Raw genomic sequence first — 26887 nt, 5'->3', positions numbered from 1 at the left:
TGCTACAAATGAAAGATTTTATTCAAGGGTTAACTGGTTTTCATTGGTGGATTAAAATCGGAGTTTAATCGTAAGTGATTTACCGGACATAATATTACTCGAAGAAATGGGAGTAGATATTATTGAAGTTGGTTATCCAGGAAGTTCTCAAAAAGATTTTTAGGTTTGGCTTCGCCAGAAGAGTTTTCGCAACTTCTGCAAATGATTTTTAATCGAGTACCAAATATTGATCAAGTTGTCGTTTCAGTCCACTGTCATGATGATTTGGGTATGGCGGTAGATAATTCACTCATTGCTTTCAGTTGCGGCGTGAGGCAAATTGAATGTGCAATTAATGGTTTGGGTGCGAGGAAAGGTAATGCCGATTTCAGTAAAGTTGTGATGGAGGTTTCAAAGCAGGAGAATTATCAACTTGAGATTAACACTTCCTTGATGAGTAAAGCAGCAGAGTTAATTTTTCAAATAACTGGGATAGGAGAGTATTATTTTAAGCGCATGATCGTAAAGTAATTTCAACTTATAGCAAGGTACAGGCGCATACTGGTTTTAGTAACGGGTAATAAGTAATTTTTTAACTCTTACCTATTAACCGTTACCACCCTTAACTAACTACCGCTTCAGCTTTTTCTTCAACTTTTTCCTTTACCAGCACATAAGGAGTTTCTGCACCTTGTGCTAGATATTCAGCTAGCTGACTTTCAATTTGATCGCGGACTATTTGGCGATACTCCAGAAAATGCTCGTTGTGGGCGCAAGCAGAGATGTAATGCTCAATAACTCCAGGGTTACGCTTGAGAATGCTAAACAAATGATGCCAGAACTTCCAACGGGTTTCCCGTTTGATTCCTTGTCGCCAAATTACAATCAGCAACGCTTTTACAACTACCCACTCTGGCATTTTGGCTGGGGCTTTCCAACTCGGCAAACCCATCATCAAGAAGCAGCGATAGGTACGATCCAAGTATTGTACTGGGTCGTATAAAGTACAAAATGCCTCAATATATTCTCTGGCAAGTTCTTCCAGGGGACGGGTGGGGAGGAAGTTCATCAATGTTGTCTGGTTAATATTGGCACTTTCATTTTCCCGTAGCCGTCCTTCTTTTTTCAGGCGATGCCAAAGCGCGGTGTTAGGTAACGCTTGCAACATGGCAAATGTAGTAGAGGGAATTGCTGCTTGTTCAGCAAAGCGGACAATGCGATCGCCTGCGCCTGCTTTTTCGCCATCAAAGCCGATAATAAACCCAGCCATTGGGCGCAATCCCGCTTTGATGATGGTTTCCACTGCCTCAGTTAGAGAACTGCGAGTATTTTGAAACTTCTTGGTCATTTGCAAACTATCTTCATCCGGCGTTTCGATTCCCAAAAACACCGCCGAGAAACCACACTCAACCATTAACTCCAACATTTCTGCGTCTTGGGCTAAGTCAATTGAAGCTTCAGTGTCAAATCGGAAGGGATACTTGTGTTCTGCCATCCAGACTTTTAACTCTTTCAGCAACAATTTCACATTTCGTTTGTTGCCAATAAAGTTGTCATCCACCATGAACACACCCCGCCGCCAACCCAATTCATAGAGGTAATCTAACTCTGCTAAAAGTTGGGCTGGGGCTTTGGTGCGCGGTTTGCGTCCGTAGAGAACAATAATGTCGCAAAATTCGCACTGGAAGGGACACCCGCGCGAAAACTGCACCGACATCATATCATAAGCATCCAATTCTAATAAATCAAAGCGGGGTATTGGTGTGCCTGTGACATCAGGTTTTTCTGTGGCACGGAAAGTTCCAGATGTTTCGCCCCGTTGAATTGCCTCAATAAACATGGGTAGGGTGATTTCCCCTTCATCCAGAATTAGAAAATCTGCACCAACATTTTCAACTTCGTGAGGTACAGAGGTGGGGTAGGGACCGCCAACTGCGACTAACTTGCCACGTTTTTTTGCTTCCTGGATTTGGTCAAGTAAATCTTGTTTTTGGACAATCATCGCAGAGAGAATTACCACATCTGCCCATGCCCATTCTGCTTCGGTTGCTGTGCGGATGTTGCGATCGACTAGCTTGAATTCCCATTCTTGGGGCAGAATCGCGGCTACTGTTACTAAACCCAGAGGTGGTAATAAAACTTTGCGATCGACTAACTCCAAGATTTTTTCATAAGACCAAAAGGTTTTGGGAAATATCGGATACACTAATAAAATTCGCATTTAGTATCAATCCTCACACTTTGATTGTTATCCCACTCTAACGAAAATTAAGAGTTATTGACTTTTTATTAAAGTTGTTTTATTCTACCACTGATATTTTGACTTCCCTCAAATGGGTAACTATAGCAGTTCTCGTTTGGATGCTCCCGATGGTAGGGGCACAGCAATGCTGTGCCCTTACGAGTGGTCTGTATTAAAACCTCGTTTCCAGGTAGAACCTGGAAATGCTCCTCATTGCGTCTGCCGCAAGTCAAAAAATTAGTACCAATCTAATTTATGTACCATTCAACATACTACCTCGCTCGTTAAGGATTTTAAGTATGTCAAAACCATCTGAAATCCAAAATTTCTCGCTAGATGGAAATACGTCTTCGTTGTAGGTATTAGCAAAGTCTACAAACTCTCCAATCCACCCATCTGGAACATACCTCTCTATCCTAGTACCTTCAAAGTAAAATGCACCAACCCGATTTTTATCAAAATCAACAAATACTGTGGGAAATAGATCTGAAACATCCCACCATGATTTTGCATTTTTATAATGGGTAAGCAATTCGGTGTGCAAATTATTCTTAGATATCTCGAAAATCGAAACTGCTGATAGAAATCTTTCCGCAGTCTCTTGGTTAACTACAGTAATTCCAAATCTTTCAGAACCGTCTAGTTCTGGAACCTCATAGCCAGCATTTAAAAATTCATGCCGCCACTTGTTCCAGTCAAGTATCCAGATATCTATATCAGACTGAAACCAACGAATGTTGCCTCTAAATCGCACAACACTAACGATCATCACATTACCTAAGAAGTTACTAGCAAGTTAATGCTCATTATTTTTTCGCCTTATCAAACCAGGAAGGTATAAACTCCCTTACTGGCTAAGGTTTAACGCCACTGATTTTTAAAACATCAGTCATAGTTTCACAATAATTTGGCAAGCCGAAACTACCGGGATTGATGAATTTTTCATAAGTAAAATGCCGATAGTTCATGCAAAACCTATCCCAAGCCGCCATCTGAATGCGGAACAGAATAATAATCAAATTAGCTAATGCTAAAGATATGGGAATGCGAAAGTAAATCTTTTTGCCCAAATATGCACAAACTTGCTTCACTGCTTGATTAGCAGTTAAGGGTGCTTGACCTAAAACAAGCCGACGTGGTTGATCGTTTTTGACAGGATGATCAATTAAATATCGCACGACAGTAGCAATATCTCGTCCGTGGATAAAGTGAAAACTGCCATCTGCTTCCAAAAAGCGAATTATATTAATATATTTCGTAACTTCTGGAATGCCAGATGTGACAGCAGAATAGGGTTTATTGGCATCACCGCCCAATACTACAGTGGGAAAAACTGTGGTAATTTTGGGTGCGATCGCTAATTTTTCTTTTTTCTCTAAGCACTCATATTTAGAACGGATATAATCTGTCCCAATTTTCCCGGCTTCTTTCAATGGTTGATTGTACCGATCCAAAACGCTAGCTGTCGAAAAATAAATTACCTGCTGGCAAAGTTCTGGATCTAGCAGTTCCAGCAACTCTATAGTCTTGACGACATTAATATCAAATGTCTCATCACCACCCCAAGCTGTGGCTGTGAGTACCGCCGTATCAATTGTAGATAGCAAATCGGCAAACTGGCGAATATTTTGCATATCACCTTGTAAAACGTTGATACCGGAACGTGCCTTAGTATCAACTTGCAGTTTACTTGGGTTCCTAACTAGTAGATACAGTTCGTGATCTGTTTCCTTAATTAAGGCTTCTGTTAAATAATGACCTACACAACCGCTTGCACCAGTCACTAAAATCCGTTTCTGGCTCATAGATAATTTATTAAAATTTAGGAGTTAAAAGTGAAGAGTTAAAAATAAAGTTAAAAGTTCCGAATCAGGAGTTAAAAATAAAGTTAGGAGTTGGAAGTGAGAGTTAAAAATAACTCTGCACCTCACAACTGATAACTTCATAACTCATAACTCCTAACCCTTAACTCCTGCAAGATTCAATTCCTTTGCTGTTTCAAAGAAGAAAGCGACATTTTCTTCGGGAGTTTCTGGTAAGACACCGTGACCGAGATTGAGAATGTGACCCCAATTACCAGCTTTGCGAACGGTATCAAGAATGCGATCGCGGATAAACTGTTTAGAGCCAAATAACACGCCTGGGTCAAGATTTCCTTGAACTTTGACTTGCTTACCCAATCTGGCTCGTGCGTCTGCCATATCTACAGCCCAGTCTACACTGACAATATCAGCGCCAGATTGTGCCATTCTTTCCAACACACCCGCGCTACCGCTAACTAGCAAAATTAAAGGTGTATCGGGGTGGGTTTGCTTGACTTGTTGAAAAACTCGCTGCTGATAGGGGAGAGCAAAGGTATCATAATCTTGAGGACTCAATTGACCCGCCCAAGAATCGAACATTTGCACAACTTGAGCGCCAGAGTCAATTTGGTAGCGGGCATAGATGGCGATCGCATCTGCTAGTTTAGCTAACAGTTGATGCAATATCGTCGGATCGGAAAATGCCATGTTTTTGATGATGGAGTAGGTTTTAGAACCTTTTCCTTCAACTGCATAAGCTGCTAACGTCCACGGCGCACCCACAAAGCCCAACACCGTTGACTTATCGTCTACTTCCGAACGCAGCGCTTGCAAAATTGTCTTGATAAATGGTAGATCTGCTTCTGGTTCTAAAGGACGCAGAAGATCAATTTGTTCTTGAGTGCGGAGGGGCGAGTGAATGATTGGCCCTTTACCTTCTGCAATGTCCATATCAATACCCAAACCAGGTAATGGGGTGACAATATCAGAAAATAAAATTACTCCATCTGGTTGGAAGGCTTTCCACGGTTGCAAGGAAACTTCAATTGCTACTTCTGGAATTTCGGAGCGATCGCGAAACGAAGGATACTTATCTCTTAAGTCTCGATATGCCTTCATATATCGTCCCGCTTGTCGCATCATCCATACAGGGGGACGATCTACTACTTCACCACGAGCAGCCCTTAAGAGATGAGGAGTCGTTGAATAAACACCCATTTATTACTTCATCCTATTTATGCCACTGTTTAGCTTATCATTCTGGGATTACGCTTTTCCAGCAGGTTTTCAGGAAAAGGTGAATAGCAGGGCATAATAGTAATATTTTATAATATTTTGATTATTTGGATATGAGCGCTCGGTTGGCTTGACTACAGTATTAATGCCAGCAAGTGCTACAAGTTATTGTTTTTTTGGCTTCTCCCATAAAATCATCGTTTTCAGTCCCACGTAGAAATGCGCCTCTCACTTCTACATCAAGGGAATGTATGAGGAAAACTCTAAATAAGTGGGCAACAATAAATAAAACTATGTTACGTAATATAAAAATAATTAAAGGTTTGTAGTAAGCGGCTAGAGCCGCTTACTACAAACCTTTAATTATTCACGTCCACTTACTTATGACAAATAACAAATGTGTCTCTACGTCTGGCGTAGAGACACATCCTTAAGGCTTTTCAACAGGTGTGCTGGTAAATTTATCCTTTTACTGTAGCTTTATGTTGTGAGCGCTTGAAGAGTGAAGTCATACCACAAGCACCAATTGCTAACACACCTAACATCGCATTAGATTCAGGAACGCTGGCTAGTCTATAGGCGTGGTTATCTGTTTCAAAGGCAACACCATCTGAGCGCAGCACAACTCGGTTAAATGTTTCTCCTGTTCCACCGACAAGATTGATAAAGAGATTAGATTGAAGGCTAGTCTGGTTACCATTTGCTGTAGCAGTTGGCACGTCTGAACCACTAAAAGTCTTTAACAACTGATTCCCATTGTAAATGTCAATATAGTTGTAACTATCCAATGAACCTGCATAAAAACCGAAGTAATTAACAGCTTGTTTGAAATTAATATTGACAAAACCAGTGTCACCTACAACATTACTACCTACTGGGGAAATTGCTAGAAATTTGGTGTTATCTCCATAAGGTGAGGCGTATTGATTAGATACGCTACCTTGAACAATGTTATTAGTAATATTAGAGTAAGTCGCAAATCCATTAGGGTCATTTGCTGTGCCATCATCAAAGGTGACAGTTTTGGCATCAGCGTAGCTAGAAAACTGGCCAGTGGTGACTTGCATAGTCACAGCACTAGCTGGATTTGCACTCATGATCACAGCAGTTGTTCCGAGTAAAGCCAAGGAGATTTTTTGCAGCATTTTAGTAATAAACCTTGAAGAACACAAAGATAGTTAAGACTGAACTGTTCTTGAAACCTAGCTATGAAAAACTGGTTTCATTACTCCAACGAATTAGAAGAAAATCACAAAGATTATTAGGTCTTTGCAACTGATCGTTCTTCTGTAAAACAAGCCCGAAGATGTAAGTTGATCTTCATGCTTTGTAATACTAACTATTTTGATATTTGTAACTCGCAAAAGATACGGTGTATATACTAAAATATCTTTAAAGATTAAGTGAAGCTACTTATGTAATTCATATCTGGGCAGGAAAAACGCATCTAAATTACTCTCGATCGCAACCAAGGTTAAGAACCAACAAAAAAATCACCATTTCTCGTTTGGTTGAGTTTCCAAGACTCAAAGCGATGTTTATGATGGGCTATCCCTAAATCTTTAGGAACAAGTATATGTTAATGAGATTAGTTGAGACTCTATTGAGAATAGACTGTTATTATTGACATAATATTCTCGCCTTGGGGAAGTGGCGAGTGGGGAAGGTGGGGTCCCCTCTGGGGATAAGGGGTAATGGGGAATGGAAAATAGGGACTGGCGATTGAGAAATAGGGTAAAACAAGAATCAATATATTGAGCATTGGGCATTGGGTAGTTGTACTGAACGTTGCCGTTGGCGCAGCCTCTCGTAGAGAAGTATTAGTTATTCTCCCTCTGCTTCCCTATCTCCCCTATCTCCCCTATCTCCCTATTCCCTCACTCCCCTAACTTTCTATGCAAACTGACTCTAACAGTCCTGATGGTGTTGCATCTGCTAATAACGAGCCTAATCCAGGAAAGTTTTTGATTCCGCGATCGCAGCGACAGAGGTTCTTTACTCAGTTTACCTTAATGACCCTCATCGGCTGGGTTGTCGGTGGCGTTGTCAGTATCGCTTTAGAGAAAATTGTTCTCCAAAGTCTTTCATCTAGCGCTGCTATCCAACCACAAACATGGAGCATTTTGGTCAGAAGTCTCAGTAATGTTGTATTTGCAATGATTTTTGCTGCTGACCAGAGCCTTGTCGTTTATCGATATTTACCAGGTTGGCAGTGGCTATTTGCTACTAGCGTTGGTTGGCTGATTGCCAACGGCGTTTCTACAGCTTGGATTAACTACATTTCAACCATTGCTTCATCATCTTCTGAAGATACTTTGATTTTGGGATTTTTGTCTGCGATCGCTTATATTATTTCTGGAATTTGGCTGGGTATTAGCCAATGGCTGGTATTGAGGCGATATACCGCAGACATTTGGTGGTGGAATTTTTTACCCTCAATCTCTTTCTTCTGGATCACTATTTTGGTTTGGTTGCTTTTTATTGTGCAAAATTTGATTCCAGAAACCTACCGTACTCCCATATTATATTGGAGTGGACAAGGACTGACAGCAGTGATTCTGGGAGCTATACCAGCAATTGGCCTGTGTACATTGAAAAGAAATTTACACCCCAAAGCTGGAATTTCTCCCTGACTTTTGTCGATATATTCCATCGCCTTAATGTTTATGACTCGCCCACGCATTCTCCAACCCGGTCAAAGTTATAAATTTAGTAAGTATTTGGAATTACCTTATGCCCCAGCAGACATCTTGGCGGAACTGGGATGTAGTTACGAACGCGCCTCGCTACAACTACCACAATATTTAGGTGTAGTTGACTATTTAGAGTTTTTGCAGCGTTACCTACGGCGCAATATCATGCGCCTTAACCCGATTAGTGAACCTGCAAAACGTGAAGTTCTAATTGCTCCTATTTTGTTGGAAATTTGCGACCAAACACAAACTAAACTGAACAAGGAATCTAGTTCTAATTGCTCCTATTTTGTTGGAAATTTGCGACCAAACACAAACTAAACTGAACAAGGAATCTAAGTTAAGTGATCTCAGCGAACCAAGAATCCCCGTGCGTTCACGCCGGGGAGTGTCAATCAAGCCAACCCAGTCTCATTTATTTGTCATCCCAAATCAGTTCTAAACGCTCTTGTGCTGTCTTCAGGGCTTTTTGGGAAGACTCACCCATTAATGTCGCCTCGATCGCTCTACCAAGACTATCAGACAAACGAGTATAGCCAGGAATGATTGGTCGAGAACCTGCTACAGGCATTTGGTCAATAAAGACTTTCAAAACAGGTTTTTGCTGGAGAAATTCTTGATAAGCCTGACTTTGGGCAGATTTGAGGTTAACTGGTAAAAAACCCGTCCCTATACTCCATTCTGTTTGGAATTTTTCACTTAAAACATACTCTAAAAATTTGAGTGCGGCTTGTTCTCTTGCTGGTGTAGTCTTCATCAAATAGATATTTCCAGTACCTGTAACGGTAGCTGGCTTCACACTTGCAGGGATGGGGAATACATTAAAGTCAACGTTGGACTTCATGATATAAGTCCAAGGGCCTGTGATCTGCATAGCAACACGACCTGCAATAAAAGCATCTTCTTCATAACCTCGCTCTGGGGAAGAAAGGGTTGCTGAACCATCTTTTAATAGGTCTTGCCAAAATTGTAACGCTGCGATCGCACCTGGATTCGTCAAATTTGGACGGTTATTGGTAACAATTTCTCCACCAGCGCTCAATAAAAAGGGGAACCAAGTAAATACAGTCCATTCTCCCTTCCCCAAAGGCAGTAAAATTCCGTACTGTTCGGGTCGATTGTCGCCATTCCGGTCTATAGTTAATTTTTTGGCAACTTCCCTCAACTCTTCCCAAGTTTTAGGAATTTGTGTAATTCCCGCAGCTTGGAAAAGTTTAGGCCGGTAAAAAATGCCTACATTACTAGTGGAGAGTGGAATTGACCAAAGATGACCATCTAATTTTAATTCTTCCCATAAGTTGGGGCTAATTTCCGACTTTAATGGAAACTTCTCCAGCCATTCTTCTAAAGGTCGAATTGCCCCTAGTTCCATAAACTGACCCGTCAATTGAGGGTCGAATGAGAGAATATCTGGAGGCGCATTGCCCACAACTGCTGTTAATATTTTTGGCAATTGGGGTTGACCTACAAAGATAGATTCCACCTGAATATCAGTATGAGTCTGATTAAATTTATCTACTAATTTATCAAATACATCCCGATTAGCAGGAGGATTGATTGATTGCCATAAATTCAGATGAATTATTCTCTCATTATTCTGGGCTGTCCCCTGACAACCATATAATAATATGAAAAATATACTCAGAATAATTCCTATCAGCCACAGCCGCCAAGTAGAACTGGTCAACTGGCGGTAAAAATTCTGAATTTGGGATTGGAAAAGGGTAACTTTCATGCAACTTTTTAGAGGAACTTTGGAAAGTCTATATGTGTTGGATATTTATCACTTCACCCTTTTTAAACCACACCCCAGTATAGTCAATTCGACGTAGATTAAATTGCTCACCTCTCAAACGCTCAAACTCATGTAAGGCTTTTTGACAACCATCCCAATGGCCGTAGTCATCTACCTGAATCATGCCATTTGGAACAACATTGTCATAAAGATTATTGAAGATATCCATTGTTGATTCATACCAGTCACCATCGGCATGTAGTAAGGCAATATTACCTATCTCAGACTTATATTGAGGTAATGTTTGAGCAAATAAACCCTTAACAGGTACAACAATGTCTTGAACTTTTAATAATTTACAAATCAACTGGATATTTTCTGCAATTGGAGCTTTTAAAGTGCCAACTCCAAACCCCGTTTCATTTGCGGCTATCCCGTTGTGTAGATCAATTTCTATCGGTGCAGGCATTCCTTCAAAAGTATCACAAGCATAAACTAAACGTGGGCTAAGGCTGTAGCGCTGGATTACAGATGCTAAAAGCGCTGCTGCTCCCCCTTTACAACTTCCACATTCAACAAAGTTTCCGGGAATATCTTCTAGACAAATTTTCTTGGCCAGAGAATAGAGTGAAAATAAACGTGCTTCACCCAATAAAGTGTAGGGACGGATAGCAGTAATAATTTCCAGAAATTCATTTACTGAATCTGTTGATAATTCACTCACATAATAGTTTTTTAAATGCTCTGGTAAACTCCAATTAATATCTGGATCGGGCTGATGTTGCACTGGCTCAACATTTCCGCGCCAAGCAACCCCCATTATTTGCATAGTTTGATAAATCATTGTGTTCCAGCCATTTTGCTTTAAGTAATCCAAGCCTTGGGCAACATCAGGAGCATTCAAATCATGAAATAAAATTAAAGCATCTGGCTCTGCAAATTGTTCGCAAATCATCGCATCATTGAGTGGACAGGGAGCTTCATGAGAACCGTCAATGAAAAACAACGACCACTTACGCTGTGATTTTTCTGCTAATTCCTCTACTTTTTGAGGACTATAACCGCTTACTAAATTAACTCTGTCAAGAACACCCGCAGACTGCAAAGAATTAGTCACACTTTCATACATATCTGCTTTTTCTAGCAGGGGATCAATTACATCTAACTCTACTCCTGCTAAAGCTAAGTGACAAGCAGACCAACCATACCAACAGCCAATTTCTAAAGCTTTTTTACCTCTAAATTTGAGGGCAGTATTATAAAGAATATGAGCTTCATCTCGACTGAGAAATCCTACATAGGTTTCTCTTTTATCTACATACCATTTATGAGGAATTTCGCGTCTTAAATAAGGCCAGTCAGAAGCATTTGTATCTTCTGTAATCATGTTGGTAAAACATTTATCTGGCTTGATTATTTCAAACCCAACTGAAACATAATCTCCATCTATTAACAATGATCTTTCAATAAATTCTATCGTTTCTTTATTCATGATTCGTTTTTCCTTAAATCTCCTAATTTTTGATCTAAAACTGCTAAATCCATAACCCTTGATGCGATCTAGTCTTAGCAGAGATAGTTGCTGATTGATGGTCTACTAATAGGGGAGCATCCCAATTTTGCTTAAATCTTTTCCCTCATCCCCAGCCCCTCTCCCATCTTTGGGAGAGGGGAGACATAATTCTAGTTCCCCTTCTCCCATCTTTGGGATAAGGGGGTTAGGGCTATCAAGGTTTTTGCACATTTGGGATGCTGCCACTAATGGTGAAATTTCATAAATTCGTCAATCATCTGAATATAGTTTTTGATAATGTGACTAAAATCAAAGTTTTCCCTAACATATTCTACGATTTCTTGGCGTAAAAATTTATTTTTATCAATCAAATCAAGAATTGCGTCACAAACAATTTTTTGGTTTTCGGCAGTAGCATTGGTTAATATATCATCTGGCAAAACTCTAATAAAATCTTTAGAGTGTAAGTTAGCGCTAGCAGATTCCGAAACAACTATACATAAACCTGCTGCCATTGCTTCTAGTACTACGAGGGGTGCAACTTCTCCATCACTAATTAAAACCAAACAACTATAATTTGTAAGATGTGAATAAACTTGTTTTAAACTCCATACGCCTAAATATTTTGTTGTGCTTCCTTCTACAAAATCAGGATCATCTAAAGGTCCAACAAAATCTATTGCGATTTTTCCATCTATTCTTTCTGCCAATAATTTCTGCTGCTTTCTTGGTTGAATCCAACCTAAACAAATAGCTTTATTATTTCCTTGTTCTTGAAAATCGAGTTTTTGAGTATCAATACCGTTTACTTGTGTTGATATGTATCCAGAATAGCCTGCTTTCAGAAAAATATCTTTTGTTGCACAAGAAAGAGCAATTATCCCAGGTGCATTTAAGTAATGTTTAAATCCTTGTTTAAAATCTTCCTCCCATTTGTCTTCTTTTAAGAAATAACCATTATGGCAGGTAAAACAATACTTATTTTTAAGACTTTTATTGAATTCGCTAACAAATTGATAGGCGTGTAAATGGACAAAATCGTAACTTCCATTATTTATTTTATCTATGACTTCATTAATATCTTTATTGTTAAAAATATCTATTTGATGTCCAATCTGCTCTAAAAAATATTTATACTCTTGCATCAGAGTTAAAATAGAATTTGATAAGGGAGGTGTAGGAATATAACCTCCAGCAACTAACGCTATTTTCATGTAAGAATGTCTCTTGATTAGAAATTATTGCTCCAATATACTACATTTAGTCTCATTGTTTACGACTCATAATAAGTTAAATAGGTAAACATCTATCCTATAATAGAATATATTGATTTAATTGTGGTACGATTTTCATGCTAAACCATACTAAACCTTCTTTCTTAAGTAGCTTTTTAGAGAATTCCTTCGACTTCAAACATCATCTACAAGATTTTTTACATTTAGATCCAGAAACCGTAGAGACAAAGTTAGCAGCAAAAAAAGATGAAATAAAAAGTAGTAGAAACATTTTTTCATACACTTCAGAGTCAATTTTTAGAGGTTTTTCACCCTTACCTAATTACAACTCGCTGCTACCGTAAGCAGAATTGAATTTAATTGTATGTGTTTTGGGTCGAGCCATATCGAAACCCAATAAGTATGTTGTTTACGTGAAAAAATGATGTTGATGAAAATACATTAACGACGAAAATGTACCATAAATTATTATTTATGTCTACCCCAATGGGTGCTATAGGTTCAGGATTGGGAGGCGGGGTAGAGTTGACCTTATCTAATATTGCTACAGAGATGCTGCGGCGAGGACATAAATTAGAAATTGTTGCACCGCAAGGGTCTATCAGCAATTCCTTACCTATTAAAGAAATTCCCGGAGAACTAATACAGATACCAGCGCAAAATCAGAGTCGTAGTGATCCGATTTTGCTGTATAAAAATTCTGTTTTAGCGAATATGTGGGATTATGCTCGCCAAGTGCAAGCAGATTATGATTTGATTGTGAATTTTGCTTATGATTGGCTGCCACTGTATTTAACACCATTTTTTAACTGTGCGATCGCACATCTGATCAGCATGGGTTCTTTGACAGATGCAATGGATCAGATTATTGAACAAGTAGCAATCAATTTTCCTAATACTATCGGTGTTCACAGCCAAACACAAGCAGCAACTTTCACCTTTCCAGAACGGTGTATTTGTCTGCTAAATGGTTTGGATTTATCTATTTATCAATTTTGCCCAAAACCAACTCAGAGCTTGGCATGGGTAGGTAGAATAGCTCCTGAAAAAGGGCTAGAAGATGCAGTAGCAGCAGCAGAAATCACCGGCATTAGACTGAAAATATTTGGGTTGAAACAGGATGTATCTTACTGGGAGAAAATTTGTCAAAAATACCCTAATGCTCCCATAGAATATGTAGGATTTTTACCAACAGTCGAGCTACAAAAAGAGTTAGGTCAATGTCGATCTCTTTTAGTAACTCCTCGTTGGATAGAAGCATTTGGAAATGTCGCAATAGAGGCACTTGCTTGTGGAGTACCTTTAATTGCTTACCGTCGGGGTGGTTTAACAGAAATTGTCCAGGAAGGCAAAACTGGTTTTTTGGTAGAACCTGATAGTGTTCAAGGTTTAGTAGAAGCAATTAAGCATTTGGATGAAATTGACCGCCAAGCTTGTCGCCAGCAAGCAGAAACTCTGTACTCTTTAAAAGCTATGGGCGATCGCACCGAAGAGTGGTTTCAAAAAATTCTGAGAAACTGATATAGTACTAATCTTGTTCAAGTTAAATATTACCGCTATAACAGGAGCTACCAATGCAGCCATCAAACGTTGAAATTAATCAAGAATTCTGGAACAATTACGCCAAAAAATGGGATAAATCTCAAGTTGTTCTGGGTAATGAAAAAATTACAGATGATCAAAGAGATAATTACGTCAATTATTTAGGTGATGAATGGGCTACTGTACAAGATGCAGTCGATATTGTGAATGAATATATTACACCATTTATTGATCAAGACAGCACAGTGGCAGAAATAGGTGTTGGTGGTGGTAGAATTGCCGCCAAAGTAGTTGAAAATGTAAAAAAATTATACTGTTTTGACATAGCAGAAGAGATGCTAAAAAGCGCTGAAGCAGCGCTTAGTGAATATCCTCAGATAGAGTTTCATTTAATAAAAAATTGTCAATTTGAACCTGAGTTTAGCGAAAAATTTGATTTTATCTATTCTTTCGATGTATTTGTACATTTAGATTCACAAACAATTTGGAAATACTTAAATAGTATTTATAAAACTCTCAAGTCAGGCGGCAGAGCTTTTATTCATACCACTAATATAACTACACCGAATGGTTGGGCAAGGTTTGCTGCATACGATAATGACGAAGTATTGTATCAGCCCACTTCCCCAGAAACAATTAAGTGGTTAATAGAAAAGGCTCAAATGAAAGTGATTAAAGAATCCAACCCAAATGGAAAAAACTTTTATTCGGATCGGGATTATTTAGTGGTAATACAGAAGTAAATTAATCTTTGAGACTAATTTGGATGATGGAATATTTGCGGTAAACTATGGCGCTATCGCTAATATTCCGGCATCTCCATCTAAAGTTACCTCTACACCCACTGGTAAGGCTGCGTTGGGACTATCATGGCCAAAAGGTAAGTCAGAAACAACAGGAATACCCAAATCGCCCAAGCGATCGCGCAATACTTCTTCTACACTAAAACTAGATATAGTTGGCGGCGCTTCACAACGAGTAAAACCCCCCAAAGCAATACCGCAGACTTTAGACAAAGCACCACTCAAACGCCACTGTGTCAGCATCCTATCAATCCGATAAGGTGCTTCTGTAACATCTTCCAACGCCAAAATTACACCATCAAGATGTGGCAGGATTGGTGTACCCAAAAGGTGAGTAGCCACTGTGAGATTACCTGGTAACAAAGTACCAGTAACCACACCACCACCCCAACCGCAACCTTTGAGAGGGGCGAAAGAACTACTTTCTACCCAATTGAATAATCTCTCAATTGACCAATCTGACTCATCTACCAAAGTTGTCATTACAGGGCCGTGAACGCCGGAAATTCCTGCTGTATAAAGGCTCCATAATAAAGCTGTGATATCAGAAAAGCCTATGAGCCACTTGGGAAGCGCTGAGGTTGGCCAATTCCAATTTTCTAAGATGCGGGTGCTGCCAAAACCACCTCTGGCACAGAGAATACCACGACAATCAGGATCTTGCCATGCTGCTGCTAGCTGTTGACTGCGGGTTTGGTCTGTACCAGCTAGATATCCCCATTTATCATCTATCTGGGGACTGATTTCTAGTTGGTAGCCACGCGATCGCCAAATTTCTAAACTTCGTTCAAATGCCTCAAATTCTCGCAAAGCACCACTAGGGGCAATTACTCGTAGTAAGTCTCCAGGTTTTAAGGGCGGTGGTAAGATTTTGGATGGCATGAAAAAAGTTAGGAGTGAAAAGTTTTAAACGTATTGGGCGCAAAATCAAAGGTTTGCTAACCTGCGGAGGCAGGTTTTGTCTGTACAGCCGCGAATTATAGCGCTTCTCGTTTGTATACAATACACTCTGACCTCACTTCCATTCCTCTCTCCTAAAAGGAGAGAGGCTTTGAATCTTACCCCCCTTCCCTTGTAGGGAAGGGGCTGGGGGTTAGGTCTGTATTTGATTCAACTGAGAAGCGCTATATATTCGTCCAGGTAAATATTAACAACGCTGCAACTGTGTTAACAACACAACAACTTCATCAATTGCCTGTCGCACAACTGTTGCAGACTGATCCGATTGATTAACAATAATACTAAAAACCAACGGCTCATACTTCGGCGCATTCATATATCCAGATAGAGAAACTACACCCGTTAACGTACCTGTTTTTGCTTGGACAATGCCCTCAGCAGGTGTATCTTGAAAGCGGTTTTTCAAGGTTCCACTTTTAGCCGCCACGGGTAAAGATGCGCGATATATATATGCTGTTGGTGTTTTTGCCATTGCCCGCAAAGTTTGGACAAAAGCTTCTGGTGTCACTAAGTTACGACGTGATAAACCCGAACCATCCACTAAAATATAATTTGCTGGATCAACTCCCAATTTAGTTAAACTCGCTTTCACAACTTCCAAACCGACATCAGCACTAGTCTGATTTTTCACTCTGGTTTTTTTCACAGCTAATGCTCTCAGCAGTGCTTCGGCATAAAGATTATTACTATTCTGAAGAGTTTCCATTAATAATTCAGATAAAGGTGGCGACTCTACAAAGGCTACTTCCTCTTGATTAACACCACCATTAACTACTAATGTTTGCCCCAAGGTAATTTTTTCTGTTGCCAAAGCAGAACGGAAGCGCCGTAAGAAGTAATAACTAGGGTCAACTACAGGCAAATTTATTAAATACGGTTCAGAATTCGTTGTCAGTTGTCCTTGAATTTTTAATCCTGTTTCTGATAATTCGCGGGTAACGTTGACGTAGGTTGGTTGATTTTGGGCAACGGTTGCTGACTGATTAATTATCCGCCACTGTTTCGCCTCGCCAGCATCAACCCACAGGACTTGTAAAGATTTACCTACAGCTTGCGGTACAAGTTTGAAGCTAAAAATATTTTGATTCAGAATAAAGCTGCTGACTGGTGCGCCATCATCTGACTGCACATCTTCCCATTGCCAGGTGGGATTAACAATATCACCTTGAATATAACTATCATCAGCGATCAATTGCCGAATTTGAGTAATACCTTTTTGCTTTAGCTGCTGTGCTAATTTTTGCAGTTGAGTATCATTTAAGCTAGGATCTCCCCTACCGACAACACGTAAAACACCATTACCATTCTGATAAATAGAGGTGCGAATCCGAAAATTAGCACCTAATTGTTGCAATGCAGCTGCTGTTGTCAGCAATTTGAGGTTAGACGCGGGAGTAAAATATTTCTGAGCATCTCGACTGTAAAGAGTTTGCCCAGTTGACAGGGGTTGTACCAAAATTCCCCAGCGCCCCCGACTAAATAAGGGACGATTGATGACAGCATCTATAGCTGTTCCTAGTTGGCTAGGGCAAATTGATTTGGTGGTAGTTGTTGGTGCAACTGGGGTTTGTGCTTTAGCTGCTGGCTGGGTAACACCAATTTGAGTACCCAGAAACAGCAGCATTAAGCCAAGAGAAATTTTCCTGGTCATCAGATAGTTATTAAAACTACTTGATGATAATACCTTAGTTTGACGGGAGTAAATTAATACTCTTATTCCTCTTCGTCTTCGTCCTCGTCTTCCTCTTCCCCGAACACTGCGTCTATAAGTTCTTGTGCCCGTTCGTCTGAAATCTTTAAGGCTTCCTGAAGCTCAGAGATATAATCTTGTTCACTTTCGGGTACTTCTTCATCAATCCCTACTACTAAGATAGCGGCGATGTATGCAGCTTCACGATAACCTTTATTTGGTAAGGATTCGATGGACTGGGCGATTAAATCTTCTGGATCTTCTTCTTCAATCAAGTTGACAACTTTTTCGGTCAATTCTTCAAAGTCGTCGTCAGAATAATCTTCAAATAAGCCAACCCGACTGAGAAATTCACTCAAAGCATATTCTTCTGTCGAAGAAATACCTTCACCATCAGCAGCTGCGGAAAAAAGTCCGATAACTGCGATCGCAACTTCTGGTTCTAGAGCAACTGAACTAACACTACGGCCTTTGGGCAATTTGCGTTGAGACATAATTATCCTCTAAAAGTTACGTGATATTTCAGGAAGTCATACTTAGCGGTTTATAACCCTTCCTCGATTTATGATTCCCAAAAAAATGCGGAAATATACATTGGGATAAATCTTTTTTTTCATAAAAAATACGCAGATAATATATGACTCTGCGTATAAAAATGGTTAATTGGCTTGAATTATCAAGTACCTCTCCCTAACCCTCTCCGCTCTTCAGGAGGGGATTAAGGGGAGCTTTGGCGGGGTGGGGTTCTTCAGGTTTGATAAGTAATCAAGCGGACATGATATGACAAGAAATAAATTATCCATCTTGTGGGGTGGGCAACATGAGCGCCCTAAACCTCGGACGGGTGGGGACACCCATCCCACAAAAAATTTGGGATGTTTTTTTATTTGTCAGTCCCTTAATCAGCGCTAAAAGCGCACTTGCTCAGTTTCCGACGGTTAGTTGTGCGAACTTGAGAAGGTTAGCGAAGATGACATCTTTATTACCTCCTAGTATCGGCTCCCAGTTATCAGGTGCGGCATAGAAGTAGGATTCATGATCCGAATCCAACAGACCATAAAATACCTCCGCTACAATCCGACCGCCCACCCAGCCTAGCTGAGTTTTGGCTCCATCGTTTTGCAGTAGTTGTTCTTCATGGAACGTCCCATCGGGATCTAATTTGATTGCATCCACAACCGAGGCTTGGGCTTCGGCCAAGATATAAAACCACAGAGGAGTATCTCTTTGAAGACTTGAATCGATTTCTTCAAATTGGAAAAATTTATCTTTATTCTCAGCCGGTTGTCTGGTAGATAGGTAGTTTGGTTCGAGTATTTTAACCGGAAAATCATTTCTTTGGAGTGCATGTGCGATCGCTTGTCCGCCTTGCACTTTATATATGTTACCACGAAGTAAGTTGAGGAGGGCTAACGACGGGCGCGGCGGATGAACTGCTTTGTCTGGCAAGGTGTCAGGGCTTATTGTATCCTCAACTTCCTTAATCAGTCCCCCAACTGTCGCGCTAGTCGGCAGCACATTGGGCGGCAAAACACCAAGTGGATCTACCAAGGTGGTATCAATTTTGTAAGCGAATTGTAGCCGAACTTCAGGATTCGCTGTTTTACCATCTGCGGCTTTGCGTCGATCTTCGCTGGGGAAAACTCCAGGTTGGGTATTTGGAAAAAAACGACCCCAGTCATCAATCACATGGGTTTTGGGGAGTGGTTCAAATCCCAGCAAACTGTCGTCATCTGGTTTTGACTCCTTGCTGGAGGGGAAAATACTCAAGCTAGTCTGTTTGTTCAACCGATAACCTGTCCTCACTCCTGAGTGTCCAAACCGGTAAGCCGCAACCACAAATTCGCGGGGTAAGTTTTTCCGCTTAGAATGAGTATAAAGGGCGTAAAGGTTTTCCCGCTCTTCAGGTGTTGTGGCTTCCTGAAGGTCAGCAAGCACTTCAGCTTTGACAATGCGCGGTAAAAAGTCTTCAATCACCAGCTTTTGATAAGTCCAGCGCACCTCATTGCGTGCTTGATTAAATAAGGCAGTACCAGTTAGTTCTTTATCCTCTTGACTCAGTTTTTTAACCACTGCATTGTGATATCTGACAAATGCCAATTGAATTTGGCTGATGATCGAGTTTTCATCATTGCGTTTATCGCCAATAATAGCGCGACCGTTGGGGCTACGCAGTAAGTCTTGAGTTGCTTGCTCATAAGTTGTTTGAGATTGACTCTGATTGCTATCTTTGAACAGCAAACTGGCACCGTCCGCGGCGTATAAGAAAGGTTGAGCATCAGGACCATCGCCGTATAAGGAGTCCAAATCAAAGCGTGGGGTACGCAAGTTGGTAGGGAAACGATCTTCTTCTCCAGCATCTGCTGGGTTTAGTGATGATGTGTTGTCGAAGGTCAGATCGTGATCGATGAATTGACCAAAGTAGGTATAACCTGCTGGTACCCAAAGGTTTTCTTCAGGATCGGGACCGTCTTTAACCGTATCAACATCTCCCTTTATACTTGCAGCAAGTTCCACAAGTTGATGTGTCGGATAGTCTTCTTCTCTTAAATGCAGCAGAGTCGTAAATGCTTGTTCCCGTATGCCGACGGTACCGTGACCAAATCCGCTCATATAATACTCCTTAATGAAGGTTGAGTAAGAGCTTAAATAATTGTAATCGTTCACGGTGGTCAAAAAATATCCGATATGAATCAGTACGAAAACCAGTCTAGATTTGATTTTTTACGCCACCTTCGGGGCGGGGAGTAGGGAATCGGGAATCGGGACTCCCCACTCCCGACTCCCTTTCATGGTTAATTTTGAGTAGTGGGGTGAAATGAGCAGTAAGGGACTGACAAGAAATAAATTATCCATCTTGTGGGGTGGGCATCCCGCCCGCGAGTTTCTTGGGGTAAGGGATCTCCGGGTTAATAGTGTCCCAACCAACCGGGTTTCGACTGCGCTCAACCCTCAGCCGTCGAGAGTTGAGCGCAGTCGAAACTCGGTTTACTGACTTTATTTTCACGCAAGTCCCTAAAGGCTATGCAACAGAAGCAGGACGAGTTATGCTCAACTACGGATTTAGTATTTTGAACTTGCCAGTGATTTATGCCGTAGTGAAGCCAGAAAATTATGCTTCAATTCGAACTATTAATTATTAACCAATGACAAATGACAAATGACTAAAAAATGGTTCCGAATTGGAATGTTGAGTATATTTATCTTCTCAGTCGCCTTACGGTTTTGGGGGCTGGGGCGATTCAACACTGTAGTATTTGATGAAGTTTACTATGCTAAATTCGGTAATGATTATCTCACGCACACACCATTTTTTAATGCTCATCCACCTCTGAGTCAATATATTATTGGTATCGGCATTTGGATTGGCAGTCATATTCCTTTTTGGCACGATACGGTGAATGGACTTACAGGTTCATTGCGATCGCCTTGGACTTATCGTTGGTTAAACGCCCTCACAGGCTCATTTATTCCTTTAGTTGTGGCTGCGATCGCTTATCAGTTGAGTTATCGCCGTAGCTTTGCAATCCTTGCAGGTTTATTCACAGCCTGTGATGGCATCTTTCTAGTTGAATCTCGCTATGCCTTAAGTAATATTTATATCATCATCTTTGGTTTGTTAGGGCACTGGTTTTTATTATTGGCATTAGATAATCAAAATCGGCGACGTTCTTTTTGGTTAATTTTTGCTGGCATTGCTTTTGGTGCGTCAGTCGGTACTAAGTGGAATGGTTTATGGTTTCTGTCAGGTGCTTATTTCACTTGGATAGCAGCTTGGGTAATTCATCTGATACATTCCTCTCCTAACCCCAAACTCTTTTTTACATCCCCGTCATTGAAGCAGGAGTCAGGAGTCAGGAGTCAGAAGTCAGGAGGTAGAAGTCAGGAGTCAGAAGTCAGGAGTCAGAAGTCAGGAGTTACTACTTATTCTCCCTCATCCCCCTCATTACCCTCATCTGAGTCACCACTACAAAACCTGACTCAGCTAAATATTTTTCAAATGCTGTTTTATCTAGGAATTATCCCAGCTTTTATCTACAGCATCATCTGGATTCCTCACCTTCAACTAGATAAAACTTATGGATTTATTGCAGTACATCAGCAAATTTTGAAGTTTCACTTACATTTAGGTGGTAATACTCCTGACGTGCATCCTTACTGTGCTGCCTGGTATAAATGGCCGTTGATGACTCGACCAATGGCATATTATTATCAAACGGCTGAAAGTATTACTGATCCGTTACCTGTAATGGGACCTCCTTTACCTGCCGGTGCTGGACAAGTTATTTATGATGTCCATGCAATGGGCAATCCCTTTTTGTGGTGGTTTGGTCTTGCTGCTATGTTGTTTTTAGTAGGAATGCTGGTATCACAAGTCATAATTCATCTGGTAAAGGAAAAGCGTTTTTCTGTGCCTGCAACTCTTAGTGTTGATACTTGGATTGCCTTGTACTTAGTTATCAATTATTTTGCTAACTTATTACCTTGGGTAGAGGTGACGAGGTGTGCTTTTATTTATCATTACATGTGTGCAGTGGTGTTCGTATTTTTAGCGATCGCCTGGTTTGTTGATCAGTGTCTTCGCAGTTATTATCAACAACTGCGGGCGCTAGGTGTCACAATTACTTTTATTATTCTGGCCGCTTTTATTTTCTGGATGCCCATTTATTTAGGTTTACCCCTTTCCCCCAATGGTTATAAGCTGCGAATGTGGTTTAACTCTTGGATTTAATTAAAAGGGCATTGGACACTTGTACTGAGCAGTTCACCTCTTCTCTACGAGATGTTGGTCTGTTGGCACAGCGTCTCGTAGAAAAATATTGGGCGTGGCAAGAATGATCTTAGCAATGCTATTAACAAAAGTTGCTATTTATCAAAAACTGCCTTTTTTTTAAGTGCAAAATTTAATTTTTGGTATTTATGAGTACTTAAAAAGTGGATTTTTGTAGCTTTATGATACCGTTTATCAAGACTAATTAGCAACTTACCTTGTTAAGTATTCACTACTGGACAACATAGTGCAATAGGATGCCCTTAGAGGTTGTTTGAAAAGTATTTAGCTGTGATTTTAGGCACTTGTAGATCCCCCCTAACCCACGCCAGTCGCTCTACTTGGGGAGACCCCAAGACCGCGCTGGCTCCCCTTAAAAAGGGGGGAACTGGAATCAAAGTCCCCCAATTTATCGGGGAGGCACTGCGCCCTTGCGGTTCCTCTTGGGAGAAGCACGTGGCGTGGATTTAGGGGGATCTAAAACGTTTTGCTACTAAGAAAAGGACTTTTCAAACATCCTCTTAGGCATAGTCTATTAAATTAAAAACTGCTCTCTAAGGAATGTTAATCTGTGCTGACAGCGATTCTGCTATAAATCTTTTTTCTCTGTCTAAATAAAATATCTTTACAGAAACTTTATTAAACTCTCACGACTGCTTTCGGAATTTATAAATAGTATTTGTAGCTTCATCTTAGTCGGTGGCAGAATCAAACCAAAGTATGTAAAGAAAGATTGACGAGGCTAAAACCCTCTTCCCTACTGACTTATGCCTGAACCCAACGACAAATATTTACGCCCACTTAACCTGTTATTACAAAAGCAATATCCAAAACTTTGTTGTAAAAATATCAATTGTAAAAATACAATTCCTTACACCAAATTTAAAAAAAACATGATAAATAACTATATATAGCTAGAACTAGCTATATATAGCCAGTTCTAAAAATTAGCTTTTACATATTTCTACTTATCTCTACTTAGATGAGAGAGAAGTGCCAAATTATGCATCAAGCATAAGACATTCGTGTGTCTAAAAAACTAGTGGATTCTACGTTTATGTCCGACTGGCAAATGAAAATTGAAACAAAACATACAAGGTTGACTAGCAGTAAGTATTTAACATTATTTCAGAGGAAGTTACTGTTAGAAAGTTTAGAACAAAGTTTACCTGAATCTTACCGACAACGTATTGAAATCATGTTATTAGCTGATGAGGGAAAAACTCAAAGGGAAATTTGTCAAATTTTGGGGTGTTGTCCAGCAACAGCACGGTATTGGATGCACATAGCCCGGACTGGGATGGCGCACCAATGGCAAGATTGTCCCATTGGTCGTCCTAAAGCAATAAATGACCAGTATTTAGAACGTTTGAAAGAACTGGTTAATAGCAGTCCCCGCGATCATGGCTATGTTTTTCGACGGTGGACAACAAACTGGCTGGGGAAACATCTGGTGAAAGAATTTGGGATTGAGGTGAGCGATCGCCATATTAACCGACTGCTCAAACAGATGGGGTTATCTACGCTACCAAAAGCCAGTAATGTTGAACGAAGCAGCAATGAACAGGCTCATAGTTCCAAAATTTTGATTAGTGACCTGAAATCGATAACTCTTCCCGATAATTCAGAATTGTTAATGATTAATTTTGCAAAATTAAAAAAAGATATAGACGTTCATGGCGCAAGATATATCCACTCAGTTGGTCTCTCTGCAACAGTTCAACAATACTCTGGGTTATTCTCTTTCCACAGAGGAATTTCAATCCTGTCTTCAACAAGGTAAATTTATTAATCCGAAAGTCGGCAAATTTTGGCAAGGATCTGACGCTCAACCAGGAATTTATATTGCGATCGCTGGTAAGGTCAGGTTGCTAGATAGCGCCGATGAGTTAATCGCCACTTTGGAAGCAGGAGACTCATTTGGGGAATTTACCTTGTTTAAGGAGGGTGACTTTAAACCCTATGCAGCCAGGGCTTCAGTTAACTTGCAACTGTGGTTTGTTCCGGCTGAAGTGTTGTGGTCATTGATGGCTAAATATCCGCAAATTCGAGAGCATTTGTGGGCTAGGGCGCGATCGCGTAATCCCCAACAAGTAGACTCAGATAACGCCCCAATACTGCCATCTAACTTCAAACGACTGGATGAAACCAATATTTTATCAACGCCAGCAGTAGAGTCACGCCAGAGAAAGATTAGCAAAGCCTATTTTCCCAACTCCACGCAGCGAGTTGGGCATTTATTACAGCGTGTGATTCGGCGCTATCCGTATTTTGCCCAACAGAGTGGATCGGATTGCGGTGCAGCTTGTTTAGTGATGGTGTCTCGCTATTGGGGGAAAAACTTTAGTGTAAATCGCCTGCGGGATATGGCCAATGTTGACCGCAATGGTTCGTCGCTGCGGGGGTTATCGGCGGCGGCGGAAAGTATTGGGTTTACCACACGACCGGTGAAAGCGAGTCTTGACCAATTGGCAAAGCAAAAGTTACCTGCGATCGCTCATTGGGAAGGCAAACATTACATCGTTGTCTACGAAATTAGCCCCAAACACGTCATTGTCGGCGACCCCGCCATTGGACAACGCACCTTGAGTCACGCCGAATTTAAAGCCAACTGGACTGGTTACGCACTGCTGCTGCAACCGACAGCCATGCTCAAGGACACCAAGGAGACTTCCACCCCCTTTTGGCAATTCTTTGAGTTGATGAAGCCTCACTCTTTAGTAATCCTGGAAGTGTTTGTCGCTTCGGTATTTATTCAGATATTTGGACTTGTTACCCCCCTATTCACCCAGTTAATTTTAGACCGAGTGGTGGTGCAGCGTTCTGAATTAACCTTAACGGCGGTGGGGTTAGGGTTACTGATTTTTAGTTTATTCCGTGTGGCCATGACAGGGTTGCGGCAATATTTGTTAGACCACACGGCGAATAAGCTCGATTTAGCCCTGATTGTGGGATTTATTCGCCATACGCTGCGGCTACCCTTGAGTTACTTTGAGTCTCGTTATGTAGGGGATATTGTCTCTCGTGTCCAGGAAAACCGCAAAATTCAACAATTCCTCTCCGGTGAGGCGTTGTCCATCCTGCTTGATTTACTCACTGTCGTTATCTATTTAGGATTGATGTTTTGGTACAGTTGGAAAATGGCGTTACTCGTGTTGGTGATTGTACCGCCTTTTTTCCTGCTGGCATTAATTGCCACACCTTTTTTACAAAAGATTTCTAGGGAAATATTTGGTGCTGTTGCGAAGGAAAGTAGCTATCTAATTGAAGCTCTTTCTGGTATCCGAACAGTTAAATCCACGGCGGTGGAACAGACAGTGCGTTGGCATTGGGAAGAGTTATTAAGTAAGGAAATAAAAACTACTTTTTCTGGGCAAATGATCAGCAATCGCCTGCAAATATTTAGCAACACAATTGAAGCAGTGATAACTACCATATTGCTTTGGTTTGGGGCGTACCAAGTGATTCATAACCAGCTAACCATTGGGCAATTGGTAGCATTTAATATGTTGTTAGGAAATATTATTACACCCTTCCAACGATTAACAGTTTTGTGGAATCAATTGCAAGAAGTGGTAATTGCTGTGGAACGCATTAATGATGTCTTGGATGCGGAACCAGAAGAGGATTTGCAGCACCAGGTACGGCAATCTTTACCAGCCATTCAAGGTAACATTCGTTTTGAAAATGTGACGTTTCGCTATCACCCTGAAAGCGATATCAATGTTTTGGAAAATCTCAGTTTTGAAGTACATAGTGGGGAAATGGTTGCTCTGGTAGGACGGAGTGGTTCGGGGAAAACCACGATTTCTAAGCTGGTTTTGGGGTTATATCCCCCCACGGATGGCAAAATATTGATTGATGGTCACGATATTACCAGTCTTTCGTTGCGTTCTCTACGCGAGCAAGTTGGAGTAGTTGACCAAGATACCTTTTTGTTTGGCGGAACAATTCGGGAAAATATTAGCTTGGCAGATCCTGGGGCAACTTTGGCAGAGATTATTGAGGCGGCGCGATTGGCGGGTGCCGATGAGTTTATTAAAAAGTTACCTATGGGTTATGAAAGCCAGATTGGTGAAGGAGGGGGGATGTTGTCTGGAGGACAGCGCCAAAGAATTGCGATCGCTAAGGCGTTGTTAGGCAATCCCAAGCTGTTGATTTTGGATGAGGCGACTTCCCATCTGGATGCAGAATCAGAAAGGATTATTCAGACAAATTTAAACACAATTCTTCAAGGCAGAACCACCTTAATAATCGCCCATCGCCTTTCAACTGTGCGGAATGCAAATTTGATTTTAGTGCTAGATCGCGGCGTTTTGATTGAGAGTGGAACTCACCAAGAGTTGATGGCAAAGCGTGGACATTATTTTTATCTCAATCATCAGCAGTTGGATGTTGCAGGGTGAAAAAAGACGATGAAAAGGAGACAAAGCCCCCTTTTTTAAGAGAATGTTTGAAAAACTGTTTGTGATGTAAGCTGTCGCGCAAATAAGATTGCACAACTAGGGCGCTCATGTTGCCCACCCCACAAGAGATTTATTTTTTGGAGGATGCAAATTAAAAGATTTTTAGCTTATCAAAGACTTGTAGATCCTCCTAAATCCACGCCACGTGCTTCTCCCAAGGGGAGACGCTGCGCGAACAAGTCGGGAAACCGCAAGGGCGCAGTGGCTCCCCTTAAAAAGT

At 40.8% G+C, this 26887-nt stretch carries 21 protein-coding genes; 9 read left to right on the top strand and 12 right to left on the bottom strand.

All coding sequences use genetic code 11. From position 1 onward, the window contains the following. Nucleotides 1–165: 165 nt before the first annotated feature. A complete protein-coding gene (locus V7K50_RS17140; protein WP_334962011.1) occupies nucleotides 166–510 on the top strand; it encodes a hypothetical protein in 345 nt (114 codons plus the stop codon). Between the two features lie 91 nt (nucleotides 511–601). Here V7K50_RS17140 and V7K50_RS17135 read toward each other — a convergent pair whose 3' ends face one another. The 5 genes from V7K50_RS17135 to V7K50_RS17115 form a co-directional block, all read right to left on the bottom strand. Then, nucleotides 602–2200 carry a B12-binding domain-containing radical SAM protein gene (locus tag V7K50_RS17135; RefSeq protein WP_334962009.1) on the bottom strand — a complete coding sequence of 533 codons (1599 nt, stop codon included), beginning with the start codon at nucleotides 2198–2200 and terminating at the stop codon, nucleotides 602–604. Between the two features lie 274 nt (nucleotides 2201–2474). Beyond that, nucleotides 2475–2990: a hypothetical protein gene (locus V7K50_RS17130; protein WP_334962007.1), complete on the bottom strand. Its 516-nt coding sequence runs from the start codon at nucleotides 2988–2990 to the stop codon at nucleotides 2475–2477. An 85-nt stretch (nucleotides 2991–3075) separates the two neighbouring features. Then, nucleotides 3076–4026, bottom strand: coding sequence for an NAD-dependent epimerase/dehydratase family protein (locus V7K50_RS17125; protein WP_334962005.1), 951 nt, complete (start codon nucleotides 4024–4026; stop codon nucleotides 3076–3078). A 153-nt stretch (nucleotides 4027–4179) separates the two neighbouring features. Beyond that, nucleotides 4180–5241 (bottom strand): uroporphyrinogen decarboxylase, encoded by a 1062-nt coding sequence (gene hemE, locus V7K50_RS17120; protein ID WP_334962003.1) that lies wholly within the window; start codon nucleotides 5239–5241, stop codon nucleotides 4180–4182. Between the two features lie 479 nt (nucleotides 5242–5720). Next, a complete protein-coding gene (locus V7K50_RS17115) occupies nucleotides 5721–6404 on the bottom strand; it encodes an Npun_F0296 family exosortase-dependent surface protein (protein WP_334962001.1) in 684 nt (227 codons plus the stop codon). Between the two features lie 750 nt (nucleotides 6405–7154). Here V7K50_RS17115 and V7K50_RS17110 point away from each other — a divergent pair. Together V7K50_RS17110 and V7K50_RS17105 are read left to right on the top strand one after the other, a co-directional pair. Then, nucleotides 7155–7892: a hypothetical protein gene (locus V7K50_RS17110; protein ID WP_334961999.1), complete on the top strand. Its 738-nt coding sequence runs from the start codon at nucleotides 7155–7157 to the stop codon at nucleotides 7890–7892. A 33-nt stretch (nucleotides 7893–7925) separates the two neighbouring features. Further along, entirely contained in the window at nucleotides 7926–8273 is a 348-nt protein-coding gene (locus V7K50_RS17105) for a hypothetical protein (protein ID WP_334961997.1), read from the top strand. A 94-nt stretch (nucleotides 8274–8367) separates the two neighbouring features. Here the strand turns inward: V7K50_RS17105 and V7K50_RS17100 are convergent, their stop codons facing one another. The 3 genes from V7K50_RS17100 to V7K50_RS17090 all read right to left on the bottom strand — a co-directional run bounded on the left by V7K50_RS17100 (nucleotide 8368) and on the right by V7K50_RS17090 (nucleotide 12414). Next, complete coding sequence (locus V7K50_RS17100; protein ID WP_334961995.1) at nucleotides 8368–9687, bottom strand: ABC transporter substrate-binding protein; 1320 nt, start codon at nucleotides 9685–9687, stop codon at nucleotides 8368–8370. A 28-nt stretch (nucleotides 9688–9715) separates the two neighbouring features. Next, complete coding sequence (locus V7K50_RS17095; protein ID WP_334961993.1) at nucleotides 9716–11179, bottom strand: class I SAM-dependent methyltransferase; 1464 nt, start codon at nucleotides 11177–11179, stop codon at nucleotides 9716–9718. A gap of 266 nt (nucleotides 11180–11445) precedes the next feature. Then, nucleotides 11446–12414: a glycosyltransferase gene (locus V7K50_RS17090; RefSeq protein ID WP_334961991.1), complete on the bottom strand. Its 969-nt coding sequence runs from the start codon at nucleotides 12412–12414 to the stop codon at nucleotides 11446–11448. 474 nt (nucleotides 12415–12888) lie between these two features. On the opposite strand from V7K50_RS17090, the gene V7K50_RS17085 reads away from it, so the two are divergent. Together V7K50_RS17085 and V7K50_RS17080 are read left to right on the top strand one after the other, a co-directional pair. Continuing rightward, nucleotides 12889–13956, top strand: coding sequence for a glycosyltransferase family 4 protein (locus V7K50_RS17085; protein ID WP_334961989.1), 1068 nt, complete (start codon nucleotides 12889–12891; stop codon nucleotides 13954–13956). Between the two features lie 53 nt (nucleotides 13957–14009). After that, a complete protein-coding gene (locus V7K50_RS17080; RefSeq protein WP_334961987.1) occupies nucleotides 14010–14720 on the top strand; it encodes a class I SAM-dependent methyltransferase in 711 nt (236 codons plus the stop codon). Nucleotides 14721–14765: 45 nt separating this feature from the next. Here the strand turns inward: V7K50_RS17080 and V7K50_RS17075 are convergent, their stop codons facing one another. The 4 genes from V7K50_RS17075 to V7K50_RS17060 form a co-directional block, all read right to left on the bottom strand. Continuing rightward, a complete protein-coding gene (locus V7K50_RS17075; protein ID WP_334961985.1) occupies nucleotides 14766–15662 on the bottom strand; it encodes a S66 peptidase family protein in 897 nt (298 codons plus the stop codon). A 265-nt stretch (nucleotides 15663–15927) separates the two neighbouring features. Beyond that, complete coding sequence (gene dacB, locus V7K50_RS17070) at nucleotides 15928–17391, bottom strand: D-alanyl-D-alanine carboxypeptidase/D-alanyl-D-alanine endopeptidase (RefSeq protein ID WP_334961983.1); 1464 nt, start codon at nucleotides 17389–17391, stop codon at nucleotides 15928–15930. A 62-nt stretch (nucleotides 17392–17453) separates the two neighbouring features. Next, a complete protein-coding gene (locus V7K50_RS17065) occupies nucleotides 17454–17924 on the bottom strand; it encodes a tellurite resistance TerB family protein (RefSeq protein ID WP_334961981.1) in 471 nt (156 codons plus the stop codon). Nucleotides 17925–18354: 430 nt separating this feature from the next. Continuing rightward, nucleotides 18355–20043 (bottom strand): peroxidase family protein, encoded by a 1689-nt coding sequence (locus V7K50_RS17060; RefSeq protein ID WP_334961979.1) that lies wholly within the window; start codon nucleotides 20041–20043, stop codon nucleotides 18355–18357. Between the two features lie 302 nt (nucleotides 20044–20345). On the opposite strand from V7K50_RS17060, the gene V7K50_RS17055 reads away from it, so the two are divergent. The 4 genes from V7K50_RS17055 (at nucleotide 20346) to V7K50_RS17040 (ending at nucleotide 26607) form a co-directional block, all read left to right on the top strand. Continuing rightward, the gene (locus tag V7K50_RS17055) at nucleotides 20346–20573 is read left to right on the top strand and encodes a GNAT family N-acetyltransferase (protein ID WP_334961977.1); all 228 of its coding nucleotides are present in this window, start codon (nucleotides 20346–20348) and stop codon (nucleotides 20571–20573) included. A 17-nt stretch (nucleotides 20574–20590) separates the two neighbouring features. After that, nucleotides 20591–22162 carry a dolichyl-phosphate-mannose--protein mannosyltransferase gene (locus V7K50_RS17050; RefSeq protein ID WP_334961975.1) on the top strand — a complete coding sequence of 524 codons (1572 nt, stop codon included), beginning with the start codon at nucleotides 20591–20593 and terminating at the stop codon, nucleotides 22160–22162. A 1096-nt stretch (nucleotides 22163–23258) separates the two neighbouring features. Next, nucleotides 23259–23984, top strand: coding sequence for a helix-turn-helix domain-containing protein (locus tag V7K50_RS17045; RefSeq protein WP_334961973.1), 726 nt, complete (start codon nucleotides 23259–23261; stop codon nucleotides 23982–23984). Further along, nucleotides 23878–26607: a peptidase domain-containing ABC transporter gene (locus tag V7K50_RS17040; RefSeq protein ID WP_334961971.1), complete on the top strand. Its 2730-nt coding sequence runs from the start codon at nucleotides 23878–23880 to the stop codon at nucleotides 26605–26607. The genes V7K50_RS17045 and V7K50_RS17040 overlap by 107 nt, the downstream gene beginning before the upstream one ends. Nucleotides 26608–26887 lie beyond the last annotated feature (280 nt).

The organism is Nostoc sp. (assembly GCF_036917135.1).
GTDB lineage: Bacteria > Cyanobacteriota > Cyanobacteriia > Cyanobacteriales > Nostocaceae > Nostoc.
This window is presented reverse-complemented; position numbering and strand designations above follow the sequence as displayed.

Excerpts from the sequence above, each read along its gene's own strand:
- V7K50_RS17135 (WP_334962009.1), bottom strand. The coding sequence starts at position 2,200 with ATGCGAATTTTATTAGTGTATCCGATATTTCCCAAAACCTTTTGGTCT.
- V7K50_RS17130 (WP_334962007.1), bottom strand. The coding sequence starts at position 2,990 with ATGATCGTTAGTGTTGTGCGATTTAGAGGCAACATTCGTTGGTTTCAG.
- V7K50_RS17125 (WP_334962005.1), bottom strand. The coding sequence starts at position 4,026 with ATGAGCCAGAAACGGATTTTAGTGACTGGTGCAAGCGGTTGTGTAGGT.
- hemE (WP_334962003.1), bottom strand. The coding sequence starts at position 5,241 with ATGGGTGTTTATTCAACGACTCCTCATCTCTTAAGGGCTGCTCGTGGT.
- V7K50_RS17115 (WP_334962001.1), bottom strand. The coding sequence starts at position 6,404 with ATGCTGCAAAAAATCTCCTTGGCTTTACTCGGAACAACTGCTGTGATC.
- V7K50_RS17110 (WP_334961999.1), top strand. The coding sequence starts at position 7,155 with ATGCAAACTGACTCTAACAGTCCTGATGGTGTTGCATCTGCTAATAAC.
- V7K50_RS17105 (WP_334961997.1), top strand. The coding sequence starts at position 7,926 with ATGACTCGCCCACGCATTCTCCAACCCGGTCAAAGTTATAAATTTAGT.
- V7K50_RS17100 (WP_334961995.1), bottom strand. The coding sequence starts at position 9,687 with ATGAAAGTTACCCTTTTCCAATCCCAAATTCAGAATTTTTACCGCCAG.
- V7K50_RS17095 (WP_334961993.1), bottom strand. The coding sequence starts at position 11,179 with ATGAATAAAGAAACGATAGAATTTATTGAAAGATCATTGTTAATAGAT.
- V7K50_RS17090 (WP_334961991.1), bottom strand. The coding sequence starts at position 12,414 with ATGAAAATAGCGTTAGTTGCTGGAGGTTATATTCCTACACCTCCCTTA.
- V7K50_RS17085 (WP_334961989.1), top strand. The coding sequence starts at position 12,889 with ATGTACCATAAATTATTATTTATGTCTACCCCAATGGGTGCTATAGGT.
- V7K50_RS17080 (WP_334961987.1), top strand. The coding sequence starts at position 14,010 with ATGCAGCCATCAAACGTTGAAATTAATCAAGAATTCTGGAACAATTAC.
- V7K50_RS17075 (WP_334961985.1), bottom strand. The coding sequence starts at position 15,662 with ATGCCATCCAAAATCTTACCACCGCCCTTAAAACCTGGAGACTTACTA.
- dacB (WP_334961983.1), bottom strand. The coding sequence starts at position 17,391 with ATGACCAGGAAAATTTCTCTTGGCTTAATGCTGCTGTTTCTGGGTACT.
- V7K50_RS17065 (WP_334961981.1), bottom strand. The coding sequence starts at position 17,924 with ATGTCTCAACGCAAATTGCCCAAAGGCCGTAGTGTTAGTTCAGTTGCT.
- V7K50_RS17060 (WP_334961979.1), bottom strand. The coding sequence starts at position 20,043 with ATGAGCGGATTTGGTCACGGTACCGTCGGCATACGGGAACAAGCATTT.
- V7K50_RS17050 (WP_334961975.1), top strand. The coding sequence starts at position 20,591 with ATGACTAAAAAATGGTTCCGAATTGGAATGTTGAGTATATTTATCTTC.
- V7K50_RS17045 (WP_334961973.1), top strand. The coding sequence starts at position 23,259 with ATGTCCGACTGGCAAATGAAAATTGAAACAAAACATACAAGGTTGACT.
- V7K50_RS17040 (WP_334961971.1), top strand. The coding sequence starts at position 23,878 with ATGGCGCAAGATATATCCACTCAGTTGGTCTCTCTGCAACAGTTCAAC.